We start from the raw sequence: 13,106 nt of genomic DNA, 5'->3' as shown, positions 1-13,106 counted from the left end.
GGAGGCAGGCATGCGACGTATTGCTGTGATGGGTGCCGCCGGCCGCATGGGCAAAATATTGATCGAGGCGGTGCAGCAGCGCGCGCCATTGACTGGTCTGACGGCAGCCGTTGTGCGTCCTGGCAGCACGCTGATTGGTGTGGATGCCGGTGAGCTGGCCTCGTTGGGGCGTATTGGTGTGCCGCTGTCCGGTAGTCTGGACTCGGTGGCTGATGAGTTCGACGTGCTGATCGACTTCACGCTCCCGGAAGTCATGCTGAAAAACCTGGCCTTCTGCCGCAAGGCGGGCAAGGCCATGGTGATCGGCACGACGGGATTGGACGTCGCGCAGAAGCAGTTGTTGGCCGAGGCGGGCAAGGATATTCCTATCGTGTTCGCGGCCAATTTCAGCGTTGGAGTAAACCTGTCGCTGAAGCTGCTCGACATGGCCGCGCGCGTGCTGGGCGATGATGCGGATATCGAAATCATCGAGGCTCACCATCGGCACAAGATTGACGCGCCTTCAGGTACGGCGCTACGCATGGGTGAAGTGATCGCCAATGCGCTGGATCGTGATCTGCAGAAGGTTGCGGTCTATGGTCGTGAAGGTCATACCGGTGTGCGCGAGCGTGAAACGATCGGCTTCGCCACTGTTCGCGGTGGTGATGTGGTCGGTGATCATACGGTGCTGTTCGCCTGTGAGGGCGAGCGACTGGAAATCACGCATAAAGCATCCAGTCGCATGACTTTTGCCAAGGGTGCGGTACGTGCGGCTTTGTGGCTGGACGGTCGTGAGCCAGGCCTCTACGACATGCAAGACGTGCTCGATCTGCGTTAAGATGCAGCCGAAACCGGGTTCGAACATAGCGTTTGGGCCCGGTTTTAAACCGCCAAGCGACGTCCTGTCGCATTCTCCGGCCTTTAGGGCTCATTGGCGGTAGACCAAAAAAGCCTTTTTCTGTAAGCTACAGCTTTAGTGTGTCCACTAAAAGCGCGCAGAATAATTCAGTGAACAAGCGGGGTGACGTGTCCATACGTCACTCCGCTTTTTTACAACCTGCGATCGCCCTTTCAGGCTTTATTTACGGGAGGTCTTCTTGACTAAGCCAGCCATACTCGCCCTTGCTGATGGCAGCATTTTTCGCGGCGAAGCCATTGGAGCCGACGGTCAAACCGTTGGTGAGGTGGTGTTCAACACCGCAATGACCGGCTATCAGGAAATCCTTACCGATCCTTCCTACGCCCAACAGATCGTTACCCTGACTTACCCGCACATCGGCAACACCGGCACCACGCCGGAAGACGCCGAGTCCGACCGCGTCTGGTCCGCTGGCCTGGTCATCCGTGACCTGCCACTGATTGCGAGTAACTGGCGCAACACGATGTCGCTGTCTGATTACCTGAAAGCCAACAATGTGGTGGCAATCGCCGGTATCGACACTCGCCGTCTAACACGCATCCTGCGTGAGAAAGGCGCGCAGAACGGCTGCATCATGGCCGGTGACAACATTTCCGAAGAAGCCGCCATCGCCGCTGCCCAGGGTTTCCCTGGCCTCAAGGGCATGGACCTGGCGAAAGTCGTCAGCACCAAAGAGAAGTACGAGTGGCGCTCGACTGTCTGGGACTTGAAGACCGACAGCCACTCGACCATCGACGCTTCCGAGCTGCCATACCACGTGGTGGCCTACGACTACGGCGTCAAGCTGAATATCCTGCGCATGCTGGTCGAGCGCGGTTGCCGCGTGACCGTCGTACCGGCGCAGACTCCAGCCGCCGAAGCGCTGGCGCTGAAGCCGGATGGCGTGTTCCTGTCCAACGGCCCGGGTGACCCTGAGCCATGTGACTACGCGATCCAGGCCATTAAAGACGTGCTGGAAACCGAGATCCCGGTATTCGGCATCTGCCTCGGCCACCAACTGTTGGCTCTGGCCTCCGGCGCCAAGACCCTGAAAATGGGCCACGGCCACCACGGTGCCAACCACCCGGTCCAGGATCTGGACAGCGGTGTGGTGATGATCACCAGCCAGAACCACGGTTTTGCGGTTGACGAAGCGACCCTGCCAGGCAACGTTCGGGCGATCCATAAATCGCTGTTCGACGGCACCCTGCAAGGCATCGAGCGTACCGACAAGAGCGCCTTCAGCTTCCAGGGTCACCCTGAAGCCAGCCCTGGCCCGAACGACGTAGCGCCACTGTTCGATCGCTTCATCAACGAAATGGCCAAGCGACGCTAATCGCTCGCCCTGATGTAGCGAAGCCTGAGGGCGGTCCCGAAACCGGCGGCCCCCTCAAGGCTTCAGAGATTGAACAAGACGGCTTGCCGACTGACCTGCGGAATTTGAGTGACAACCCATGCCAAAACGTACAGACATTAAAAGCATCCTGATTCTTGGTGCTGGCCCGATCGTGATCGGCCAGGCCTGCGAATTCGACTACTCCGGCGCCCAGGCCTGCAAAGCCCTGCGCGAGGAGGGTTACCGCGTCATCCTGGTGAACTCCAACCCGGCGACCATCATGACCGACCCGGCCATGGCCGACGCCACCTATATCGAGCCGATCAAGTGGCAGACCGTTGCCAAGATCATTGAGAAAGAGCGTCCGGACGCGCTGCTGCCGACCATGGGTGGCCAGACCGCTCTGAACTGCGCCCTGGACCTGGAACGCGAAGGCGTTCTGGAGAAGTTCGGCGTAGAAATGATCGGTGCCAATGCTGACACCATCGACAAGGCCGAAGACCGTTCGCGCTTCGACAAGGCGATGAAATCCATCGGTCTGGACTGCCCGCGTTCGGGTATCGCCCACAGCATGGAAGAGGCCAATGCGGTTCTCGATCGTCTGGGCTTCCCGTGCATCATTCGTCCGTCCTTCACCATGGGCGGCACCGGTGGCGGTATCGCTTACAACCGTGAAGAGTTCGAAGAAATCTGCGCCCGCGGTCTGGACCTGTCGCCGACCAAAGAGCTGCTGATCGACGAATCCCTGATCGGCTGGAAAGAATACGAGATGGAGGTTGTCCGCGATAAAAAGGACAACTGCATCATCGTCTGCTCCATCGAAAACTTCGACCCGATGGGCGTGCACACCGGTGACTCGATCACTGTTGCACCCGCGCAGACCCTGACCGACAAGGAATACCAGATCCTGCGTAACGCCTCCCTGGCGGTACTGCGTGAGATCGGCGTGGAAACCGGCGGTTCCAACGTCCAGTTTGGCATCTGCCCGAACACGGGTCGCATGGTCGTTATCGAGATGAACCCGCGGGTATCCCGTTCCTCGGCCCTGGCCTCGAAAGCCACCGGTTTCCCGATCGCCAAGGTCGCGGCCAAGCTGGCCGTCGGTTACACCCTCGACGAACTGTCGAACGACATCACCGGCGGCAAGACCCCGGCGTCCTTCGAGCCGTCGATCGACTATGTCGTCACCAAGCTGCCACGCTTTGCCTTCGAGAAGTTCTCGAAAGCCGACGCGCGCCTGACCACGCAAATGAAGTCGGTCGGTGAAGTCATGGCCATCGGCCGGACCTTCCAGGAATCCCTGCAGAAAGCCCTGCGTGGTCTGGAAGTCGGTGTTTGCGGTCTGGACGAGAAAGTTGATCTGGGCAACGCGGAAAGCATGAGCGTCCTCAAGCGCGAGCTGACCGTGCCGGGTGCCGAGCGTATCTGGTACGTGGCGGACGCAATGCGCGCCGGCATGAGCGTTGAAGACATCTTCGGCATGACCATGATCGATCCTTGGTTCCTGGTACAGATGGAAGACCTGATCAAGGAAGAAGAGAAGGTCAAGACCCTGGGTCTGACCAGCATCGACCGCGATCTGATGTTCCGCCTCAAGCGCAAAGGTTTCTCCGATATGCGCTTGGCCAAGCTGCTGGGCGTGACCGAGAAGAGCCTGCGCGCTCACCGTCACAAGCTGGAAATCTTCCCGGTCTACAAGCGCGTCGACACCTGCGCCGCCGAGTTCGCCACCGATACTGCCTACCTCTACTCGACGTACGAGGAGGAGTGCGAAGCGGCGCCATCGGGTCGCGACAAGATCATGATCCTGGGTGGCGGTCCTAACCGTATCGGCCAGGGCATCGAGTTCGACTACTGCTGCGTACACGCGGCACTGGCCCTGCGCGATGACGGGTACGAGACCATCATGGTCAACTGCAACCCGGAAACCGTATCCACCGACTACGACACCTCCGATCGCCTGTACTTCGAGCCAGTGACCCTGGAAGACGTGCTGGAAATCGTCCGCGTCGAGAAGCCCAAAGGCGTGATCGTCCAGTACGGCGGCCAGACCCCGCTGAAACTGGCTCGTGCCCTGGAAGCTGCTGGCGTGCCGATCATCGGCACCAGCCCTGATGCAATCGACCGCGCCGAAGACCGTGAGCGCTTCCAGCAGATGGTTCAGCGCCTGAACCTGCGTCAGCCGCCAAACGCTACTGTGCGCAGCGAAGACGAAGCCATTCGTGCCGCCAGCAAGATCGGTTACCCGCTGGTGGTTCGCCCGTCCTACGTACTGGGCGGCCGTGCGATGGAAATCGTTTACGAAGAAGAAGAGCTCAAGCGCTACCTGCGTGAAGCGGTTCAAGTGTCCAACGACAGCCCGGTGCTGCTGGACCACTTCCTCAACTGTGCCATCGAAATGGACGTGGATGCGGTTTGCGACGGCACCGATGTGGTAATCGGCGCGATCATGCAGCACATCGAGCAGGCTGGCGTTCACTCCGGTGACTCCGCATGCTCCCTGCCGCCGTACTCGCTGCCGGCGCACATCCAGGACGAGATGCGCGAACAGGTCAAGAAAATGGCTCTGGAACTGGGTGTTGTCGGCCTGATGAACGTACAGTTGGCGCTGCAAGGCGAAGACATCTACGTCATCGAAGTCAACCCGCGCGCTTCCCGTACCGTACCGTTCGTCTCCAAGTGCATCGGTGTTTCCCTGGCGATGATCGCAGCGCGTGTGATGGCTGGTAAAACCCTGAAAGAGCTGGGTTTCACCAAGGAAATCATCCCGAACTTCTACAGCGTGAAAGAGGCGGTGTTCCCATTCGCCAAATTCCCTGGCGTTGACCCGATCCTCGGCCCTGAGATGAAGTCCACGGGTGAAGTGATGGGCGTGGGCGACACCTTCGGCGAAGCCTTTGCCAAAGCCCAGATGGGCGCCAGCGAAGTGCTGCCGACTGGCGGTACCGCGTTCATCAGCGTGCGTGACGATGACAAGCCACTGGTTGCAGGCGTGGCCCGTGATCTGATCAACTTGGGCTTCGAAGTGGTCGCCACTGCCGGTACTGCCAAGCTGATCGAAGCCGCAGGCCTGAAAGTGCGTCGTGTGAACAAGGTGACCGAGGGTCGTCCGCACGTGGTCGACATGATCAAGAATGACGAAGTCACTCTGATCATCAACACCACCGAAGGTCGTCAGTCGATCGCCGATTCCTATTCCATTCGTCGTAATGCCTTGCAGCACAAGATCTACTGCACCACTACCATTGCTGCTGGCGAAGCTATCTGCGAAGCGCTGAAGTTCGGTCCCGAGAAGACCGTGCGCCGCTTGCAGGATCTACACGCAGGATTGAAGGCATGATCAAATACCCAATGACCGTCAAGGGCGCTAAAGCCCTGGAAGAAGAACACGCTCATCTGACCAAGGTCGTTCGTCCGAAACTCAGTCAGGACATCGGTACGGCCCGCGAGTTGGGTGACTTGAAGGAGAACGCCGAATACCACGCTGCTCGCGAGCAGCAGGGGATGGTCGAGGCGCGGATTCGTGACATCGAAGGCCGTATGCAGAACGCTGTGGTCATCGACGTGACGACCATTGAGCACACCGGCAAGGTGATTTTCGGCACCACTGTCGAAATCGCCAACGTCGAGACCGATGAAAGCGTGACTTACCAGATCGTTGGTGAGGATGAAGCGGACATCAAGCTCGGCAAGATCTCCGTCGGTTCGCCAATCGCCCGCGCCCTGATTGCCAAGGAAGAGGGTGATGTGGTGGCGGTCAAAACGCCAGGTGGCGTTATCGAGTACGAGATTGTCGAAGTTCGCCACCTCTGAAAGAAGGCGCCCGCTACGTGCGGGCGCCATGCTTTGGCAGCTGACCCAGATGTTGTGGGTTGGCGGCTTGTGGTTGCTGCACATCGGTCTGCTGCCGGTGCTGGGGCGAATAGGCCTGGCGCCGCTGCTGATCGACGAAATTGCAGGCATGCTGAATACGTTGATGGTGGGATTCGCCGCGGCGAGTGTGATTTTTCAGGCTTTGGTGCTGGTACAGGCCGAGGGCCTTGCCAGTCTATGGCGGGATATTCGCGGGCAACTGCTGCTGATGGCGCTGTATGGGTGCGCGATGTATTTCGCAGTGCGCTTCGGTTGGCCGCAGGCGCTGCGTTGGCAGTTGTTCAGCTATCTTGTTCTGGGCTTTTCCGGGCTGGTGCTGGTGATGCAGCCGGTGCCTGGATGGAGTGTCAGGGTGCGCGAAGCACACCCTTGACCCTTGTCATCACTTGAAGCGATGGACGTTCGACAACTGCTTGTTGACGCTGAAGTTCTTGCGATAAATCAGAGCCATCTTGCCGATGACCTGAACCAGATCGGCTTTGCCGGCCTTGCAGAGTTCTGCAATGGCTGCCAGGCGCGATTCGCGATCCAGGATGTTGAGCTTGATTTTGATCAGCTCGTGATCCGCCAAAGCGCGTTCAAATTCGGCTAATACACCTTCAGTCAAACCGTTGTCAGCCACAATCAAAACTGGTTTCAGATGGTGGCCAATGGATTTGTACTGTTTCTTCTGCTCTTGAGTGAGCGGCATAATCTGACCCCTGCGTCTGATCTTGTAAAAAGCGGCGGCCAGTTTACCCGAGCGAGTCCGGGACCGCCCAGTTAATCACGACCCGTTTTATTTTCGAGGTGGCCCGTGGCCCGTTCCAAGACAAGCCTTAACTGGCTCAAAGAACACTTCAACGACCCATTCGTCAAAATGGCGCAAAAGGACGGGTATCGCTCCCGTGCCAGTTACAAGCTGCTGGAAATCCAGGAAAGGGATCGCCTGATCCGTCCGGGGATGAGTGTGATCGACCTGGGCGCCGCGCCTGGCGGCTGGTCGCAAGTGACCAGTCGTCTGATTGGTGGGCAAGGTACGCTGATTGCTTCCGACATCCTGGAAATGGACAGCATTCCCGATGTGACCTTCATTCAGGGTGACTTTACCGAGGACGCCGTACTGGCACAGATCCTTGAGGCGGTCGGAAATAAAGAAGTGGACCTTGTGATTTCCGATATGGCCCCCAATATGAGTGGACTGGCATCTGTTGATATGCCGAGATCGATGTTCCTGTGCGAGTTGGCACTGGATCTTGCGACTCGGGTGCTGAAGCCAGGTGGTGATTTTTTGATCAAGATCTTCCAGGGTGAAGGCTTCGACGAATACCACAAAAGCGTTCGCAAGCAGTTCGAGAAGGTCTCGATGCGCAAGCCGACCTCGTCGCGCGATCGCTCCCGTGAGCAGTACCTGTTGGGCCGTGGTTTCCGCGGACGCGGTGAGTAATACGAAGTTTTTCGACCGGGGCGATAGGTTTTTCGTATTTCGCCCGGCGAGCATTAGCGAATACTGTGTAGAAAGTGTTTCACAAAGGGTTACAGACGGCGCCTGCCAGAGCCGTAGGTAATGTAGTAAGTTAGGCCGGTGAATATCATGCGAAGCGCGCGCCATTAGCGGAGCTTGCTTCAGAGGGTAGTTAATTGAACGATATGGCAAAGAATCTGATCCTGTGGTTGATCATCGCGGCTGTCCTGGTGACGGTGATGAACAACTTCTCCAGCCCTAACGAGCCGCAGACCCTCAACTATTCCGACTTCATCCAGCAGGTCAAGGATGGCAAGGTCGAGCGCGTGGCGGTTGATGGCTACGTGATTACCGGCAAGCGCAACGATGGCGACAGCTTCAAGACCATTCGTCCGGCGATCCAGGACAACGGTCTGATCGGCGACCTCGTGGATAACCACGTGGTGGTCGAAGGCAAACAGCCTGAGCAGCAAAGCATCTGGACTCAACTCCTGGTCGCCAGCTTCCCGATACTGGTGATCATCGCCGTCTTCATGTTCTTCATGCGGCAGATGCAGGGCGGTGCCGGTGGCAAAGGCGGGCCGATGAGTTTTGGCAAGAGCAAGGCGCGCCTGCTCTCCGAGGATCAGGTGAAAACCACCTTGGCTGACGTTGCTGGTTGCGACGAAGCCAAGGAAGAGGTTGGCGAACTGGTTGAGTTCCTGCGTGATCCGGGCAAGTTCCAGCGTCTGGGTGGCCGTATTCCTCGCGGCGTGCTGATGGTCGGTCCTCCGGGTACCGGTAAAACCTTGCTGGCCAAGGCGATTGCCGGCGAAGCCAAAGTGCCGTTCTTCACTATTTCCGGTTCCGATTTCGTCGAAATGTTCGTCGGTGTCGGTGCCAGCCGTGTTCGTGACATGTTCGAACAGGCGAAGAAACACGCGCCATGCATCATCTTCATCGATGAAATCGACGCCGTCGGTCGCCACCGTGGCGCCGGCATGGGCGGCGGTCATGATGAGCGCGAGCAGACCCTCAACCAGTTGCTGGTAGAGATGGACGGCTTCGAAATGAATGACGGCATCATCGTCATCGCCGCGACCAACCGTCCGGACGTGCTGGACCCTGCGTTGCTGCGTCCGGGCCGTTTCGACCGTCAGGTCGTGGTCGGCTTGCCGGATATCCGTGGTCGCGAGCAGATTCTCAAAGTCCACATGCGCAAAGTGCCAATGGGTGATGACGTCGCTCCGGCCGTGATCGCTCGTGGTACTCCTGGCTTCTCCGGTGCCGACCTGGCCAATCTGGTGAACGAGGCTTCGTTGTTCGCAGCCCGCGCCGGCAAGCGCATCGTCGAGATGAAAGAGTTCGAGCTGGCCAAAGACAAGATCATGATGGGGGCCGAGCGCAAATCCATGGTCATGTCCGAGAAAGAGAAGCAGAACACTGCTTATCACGAAGCTGGCCACGCTATCGTCGGTCGCGTCGTGCCTGAGCATGATCCGGTCTACAAGGTGTCGATCATTCCGCGCGGTCGCGCACTCGGTGTGACCATGTTCCTGCCGGAAGAAGATCGCTACAGTCTCTCCAAGCGCGCGCTGATCAGCCAGATCTGCTCTCTGTACGGCGGTCGTATCGCTGAAGAGATGACCCTGGGTTTTGATGGTGTCACCACTGGTGCATCCAACGACATCATGCGTGCCAGTCAGATAGCACGAAACATGGTGACCAAGTGGGGGTTATCGGAAAAGCTCGGTCCATTGATGTACGCCGAAGAAGAGGGCGAAGTGTTCCTCGGTCGTGGCGGCGGTGGTCAGCATGCCAGCTTCTCCGGCGAGACAGCCAAGCTGATCGACTCCGAAGTGCGCAGCATCATTGACCAGTGCTACGGCACAGCCAAGCAGATCCTCACGGATAATCGTGACAAGCTTGATGCCATGGCTGATGCCTTGATGAAGTACGAGACGATCGATGCCGAACAGATCGATGACATTATGGCGGGTCGTACACCTCGAGAGCCTCGCGACTGGTCTGGCGGCAACGACACTTCCGGCACGCCTCCAGTGGTGCAGGATGGGCGTCCGGAAACACCTATCGGCGGCCCGGCTGCTGACGTTTAAGGTTTGAAATGACTTCTGTTCAGTCCTCGACCCGGTTGCCTTGCGGTAACCGGGTTCTTGATTTGGCCCAGACGCATGTCATGGGTATTCTCAATGTCACTCCTGATTCCTTTTCCGATGGCGGCCGATACAGTCAGCTGGATGCGGCCCTGCGCCACGCCGAAGCGATGGTGGCGGCTGGAGCGACGCTGATTGACGTCGGTGGCGAGTCGACCCGGCCGGGTGCCAGGGCCGTTTCACCACTTGAAGAGCTCGAGCGCGTAGCGCCTATCGTCGAGCGCATCGGTCGCGAACTGGATGTGATTATCTCGGTGGATACTTCCACGCCTGCCGTCATGCGCGAAACCGCAAGGCTGGGGGCGGGATTAATCAATGATGTGCGTTCGTTGCGCCGTGACGGTGCCCTGGATGCCGCGGCGGCCACCGGTTTGCCGGTATGCTTGATGCATATGCTCGGCGAGCCGGGCGACATGCAGGACAACCCGCAGTACCAGGATGTGACGAAAGAGGTCGGCGAGTTTCTAGCCGAGCGCATGGTTCAGTGTGCGTCGGTGGGTATCCCGGCTGAGCGGATCATTCTCGATCCGGGCTTCGGCTTCGCGAAAACCTTGCAGCACAACCTGAGCTTGTTCAAGCATATGGAGGCCCTGCATGCCTTGGGGCGGCCCCTGTTGGTTGGGGTTTCGCGAAAGAGCATGATCGGCCAGGCCTTGAATCGACCAGTGGGAGAGCGCCTGTATGGCGGTCTGGCGCTTGCGGCGCTGGCTTCGGTCAAGGGGGCGCGTATATTGCGCGTCCATGATGTGGCGGAAACAGTCGACGTGCTGCGGATGATTGTCGCGGTAGAGTCAGCCGAATAAGAATGATGGAGTACTTATGAGCAAGAAATACTTTGGCACCGACGGCATTCGTGGTCGGGTCGGTGAATACCCTATCACTCCTGATTTCATGCTCAAGCTTGGCTGGGCGGCGGGTATGGCATTTCGCAGCATGGGTGCCTGCAAGGTGCTCGTGGGCAAGGACACCCGGATTTCCGGTTACATGTTCGAGTCGGCGCTTGAGGCCGGGCTGACATCGGCAGGTGCCGATGTGTTGCTGTTGGGGCCGATGCCTACGCCGGCCATCGCTTATCTGACGCGGACCTTTCATGCCGAAGCCGGCATCGTGATCAGCGCTTCGCACAATCCTCATGACGACAACGGCATCAAGTTTTTCTCTGGAAAGGGCACCAAGCTCCCGGATGAAGTCGAGCTGATGATCGAAGAGCTGCTCGACACCCCGATGACCGTGGTTGAGTCGAGCAAGATCGGCAAGGTTTCGCGAATCAACGATGCCTCGGGCCGTTATATCGAGTTCTGCAAGAGCAGCGTTCCGACCGGCACCAGTTTTGCCGGCCTGAAGATCGTGCTCGATTGTGCTCACGGCGCGACCTATAAAGTGGCGCCTAGCGTGTTCCGTGAGTTGGGGGCTGAAGTCGTTGTGCTTTCTGCTAACCCCAACGGTCTGAACATCAATGACAATTGCGGTTCGACTCATATGGCGCCGCTGCAGGCTGCCGTATTGGCTGAGCAAGCTGATTTGGGTATCGCCTTCGACGGTGATGGTGACCGTGTGCAGATGGTTGATCACACCGGCGCTGTCGTCGATGGTGATGAGTTGCTGTTCATCATCGCTCGCGATCTGCATGAGCGCGGCAAGTTGCAGGGTGGTGTGGTTGGCACGCTCATGAGTAACCTGGGGCTGGAGTTGGCCCTGGCGGATCTGGCGATTCCTTTTGTGCGAGCCAACGTTGGCGACCGTTACGTGATCTCCGAGTTGCTGGAGCGCGATTGGCTGGTGGGCGGTGAAAACTCGGGGCACATTGTCTGCTTCAGTCACACCACTACCGGTGATGCGATCATTGCTGCGTTGCAGGTATTGATGGCGCTGAAGAGACGCGTAGAAGGCCTGGCTCAATCGCGTCAGGCGTTGCGCAAGTGCCCTCAGGTGTTGATCAACGTGCGGTTTGGCGGTGGCGCGAGCCCGCTTGAGCATCCGACTGTCAAGGAGGCCAGTGATCGTGTCACTCAAGCGATGGCGGGTCGTGGGCGCGTGCTGTTGCGCAAGTCCGGGACAGAGCCGTTGGTGCGCGTCATGGTCGAAGGCGAGGACGAAACGCAGGTTCGCGGTTACGCCGAAGAGCTGGCAAAACTGGTAACTGAAGTTTCTGCCTGATTTCGGCTTGCCAGCCATGATTGTGTTGGGTAACATCTGCGCCCACTTTGACCGACGAGGTACAGCATGCGTCGCCCTATGGTAGCTGGTAACTGGAAGATGCACGGTACCCGCGCCAGCGTCGCTGAGCTGATCGACGGCCTTCGTCATCTGGCCTTGCCAAGCGGTGTTGATGTCGCGGTGTTCCCGCCTTGCTTGTATATCAATCAAGTGATTGATGGTTTGCAAGGGAAGCCGATTTCGGTCGGCGCGCAGAACTCTGCGATTGAATCCGGGCAGGGTGCGTTGACAGGTGAGATTTCGCCGAGTCAATTAGTGGATGCAGGTTGTTCCCTGGTGCTTGTCGGGCACTCCGAGCGCCGCCAGATAATGGGCGAGCTCGACGGGACGCTGAATCGCAAATTTGCGGCGGCGCAGGCATGTGGCTTGATTCCGGTGTTGTGTGTAGGGGAGACCCTTGAGCAGCGCGAAGCCGGGAAAACTCTTGAGGTTGTCGGGCGTCAGCTGGGCAGCATCATCGAGGAGCTGGGTGTTGGTGCTTTTGCAAAGGCAGTAATCGCTTACGAGCCGGTCTGGGCCATTGGTACCGGGCTGACTGCTTCGCCGCAACAAGCGCAGGATGTGCATGCAGCCATTCGCGCTCAGTTGGCGGCAGAGAATTCTGAAATCGCACAAGGTGTGCGGCTTCTATACGGCGGCAGCGTGAAGGCGGCCAATGCGGTCGAACTGTTCGGCATGCCGGATATCGATGGGGGGCTCATTGGTGGGGCTTCCCTGAATGCAGATGAGTTCGGTGCGATTTGTCGCGCCGCGGGAAACTGAAAAAATGCTGGAAACAGTCGTAGTCGTTTTTCATCTGCTGGGTGCATTGGGCGTAGTTGCTCTGGTATTGCTGCAGCAGGGTAAGGGTGCGGACGCTGGCGCATCTTTCGGAGCAGGTGCTTCAAATACTGTGTTCGGAAGCCAAGGTACCTCTACCTTTCTTAGTAAGTTTACTGCTATACTTGCCGCCGGTTTCTTCATAACCAGCTTGGGGTTAGGTTACTTTGCTAAAGAGAAGGCTCACCAGCTGACTCAAGTAGGTTTGCCAGATCCAGCGGTGTTGGAAGTTCCAAAGCAACAACCGGCTTCTGATGATGTCCCGGTGCTTCAAGAGCAAAAGTCGGCTACTCCAGCGACTGACGTGCCTCCAGCTCAAGAGCAGAAGTAAGAAGAGTTTCAAACGTAGTATTGCCGAGGTGGTGGAATTGGTAGACACGCAACCTT

At 58.2% G+C, this 13,106-nt stretch carries 12 protein-coding genes; 11 read left to right on the top strand and 1 reads right to left on the bottom strand.

Going from position 1 to position 13,106, the window contains the following annotated elements; translation table 11 throughout:
* Positions 1-10: 10 nt before the first annotated feature.
* The 5 genes from dapB (at position 11) to HCU66_RS24000 (ending at position 6,459) form a co-directional block, all read left to right on the top strand.
* Complete coding sequence (gene dapB, locus HCU66_RS24020) at positions 11-817, top strand: 4-hydroxy-tetrahydrodipicolinate reductase (protein WP_205890902.1); 807 nt, start codon at positions 11-13, stop codon at positions 815-817.
* 259 nt (positions 818-1,076) lie between these two features.
* Positions 1,077-2,213 carry a glutamine-hydrolyzing carbamoyl-phosphate synthase small subunit gene (carA, locus tag HCU66_RS24015; RefSeq protein ID WP_205890901.1) on the top strand — a complete coding sequence of 379 codons (1,137 nt, stop codon included), beginning with the start codon at positions 1,077-1,079 and terminating at the stop codon, positions 2,211-2,213.
* A 118-nt stretch (positions 2,214-2,331) separates the two neighbouring features.
* Positions 2,332-5,553, top strand: a complete 3,222-nt coding sequence (carB, locus tag HCU66_RS24010; RefSeq protein ID WP_205890900.1) for a carbamoyl-phosphate synthase large subunit — start codon at positions 2,332-2,334, stop codon at positions 5,551-5,553.
* A complete protein-coding gene (gene greA, locus HCU66_RS24005; RefSeq protein ID WP_205890899.1) occupies positions 5,550-6,026 on the top strand; it encodes a transcription elongation factor GreA in 477 nt (158 codons plus the stop codon). The genes carB and greA overlap by 4 nt, the downstream gene beginning before the upstream one ends.
* Positions 6,027-6,054: 28 nt before the next feature.
* Complete coding sequence (locus HCU66_RS24000) at positions 6,055-6,459, top strand: MFS transporter (protein ID WP_205890898.1); 405 nt, start codon at positions 6,055-6,057, stop codon at positions 6,457-6,459.
* Between the two features lie 9 nt (positions 6,460-6,468).
* Here the strand turns inward: HCU66_RS24000 and HCU66_RS23995 are convergent, their stop codons facing one another.
* Positions 6,469-6,777: a YhbY family RNA-binding protein gene (locus HCU66_RS23995; protein ID WP_205890897.1), complete on the bottom strand. Its 309-nt coding sequence runs from the start codon at positions 6,775-6,777 to the stop codon at positions 6,469-6,471.
* Positions 6,778-6,882: 105 nt separating this feature from the next.
* Here HCU66_RS23995 and rlmE point away from each other — a divergent pair, with 105 nt between their 5' ends.
* From rlmE to secG, 6 genes are all read left to right on the top strand, one after another.
* Entirely contained in the window at positions 6,883-7,512 is a 630-nt protein-coding gene (gene rlmE, locus HCU66_RS23990) for a 23S rRNA (uridine(2552)-2'-O)-methyltransferase RlmE (RefSeq protein WP_205890896.1), read from the top strand.
* A 203-nt stretch (positions 7,513-7,715) separates the two neighbouring features.
* Positions 7,716-9,626 (top strand): ATP-dependent zinc metalloprotease FtsH, encoded by a 1,911-nt coding sequence (gene ftsH / locus HCU66_RS23985; protein ID WP_205890895.1) that lies wholly within the window; start codon positions 7,716-7,718, stop codon positions 9,624-9,626.
* A gap of 8 nt (positions 9,627-9,634) precedes the next feature.
* A complete protein-coding gene (gene folP / locus HCU66_RS23980; protein ID WP_205890894.1) occupies positions 9,635-10,486 on the top strand; it encodes a dihydropteroate synthase in 852 nt (283 codons plus the stop codon).
* 16 nt (positions 10,487-10,502) lie between these two features.
* Positions 10,503-11,840 carry a phosphoglucosamine mutase gene (gene glmM, locus HCU66_RS23975; protein ID WP_205890893.1) on the top strand — a complete coding sequence of 446 codons (1,338 nt, stop codon included), beginning with the start codon at positions 10,503-10,505 and terminating at the stop codon, positions 11,838-11,840.
* Positions 11,841-11,906: 66 nt separating this feature from the next.
* On the top strand, positions 11,907-12,662 hold the full coding sequence (gene tpiA, locus HCU66_RS23970; RefSeq protein WP_205890892.1) for a triose-phosphate isomerase: 756 nt from the start codon (positions 11,907-11,909) through the stop codon (positions 12,660-12,662).
* 4 nt (positions 12,663-12,666) lie between these two features.
* Complete coding sequence (gene secG, locus HCU66_RS23965) at positions 12,667-13,050, top strand: preprotein translocase subunit SecG (RefSeq protein WP_205890891.1); 384 nt, start codon at positions 12,667-12,669, stop codon at positions 13,048-13,050.
* Positions 13,051-13,106: the final 56 nt, after the last annotated feature.

The organism is Pseudomonas frederiksbergensis (genome assembly GCF_017114915.1).
In the GTDB taxonomy this organism is placed as follows: Bacteria; Pseudomonadota; Gammaproteobacteria; order Pseudomonadales; family Pseudomonadaceae; genus Aquipseudomonas; species Aquipseudomonas frederiksbergensis_I.
Note: the sequence above shows the minus strand (reverse complement) of the source record. Positions and strands in the feature narration are given on the sequence as shown.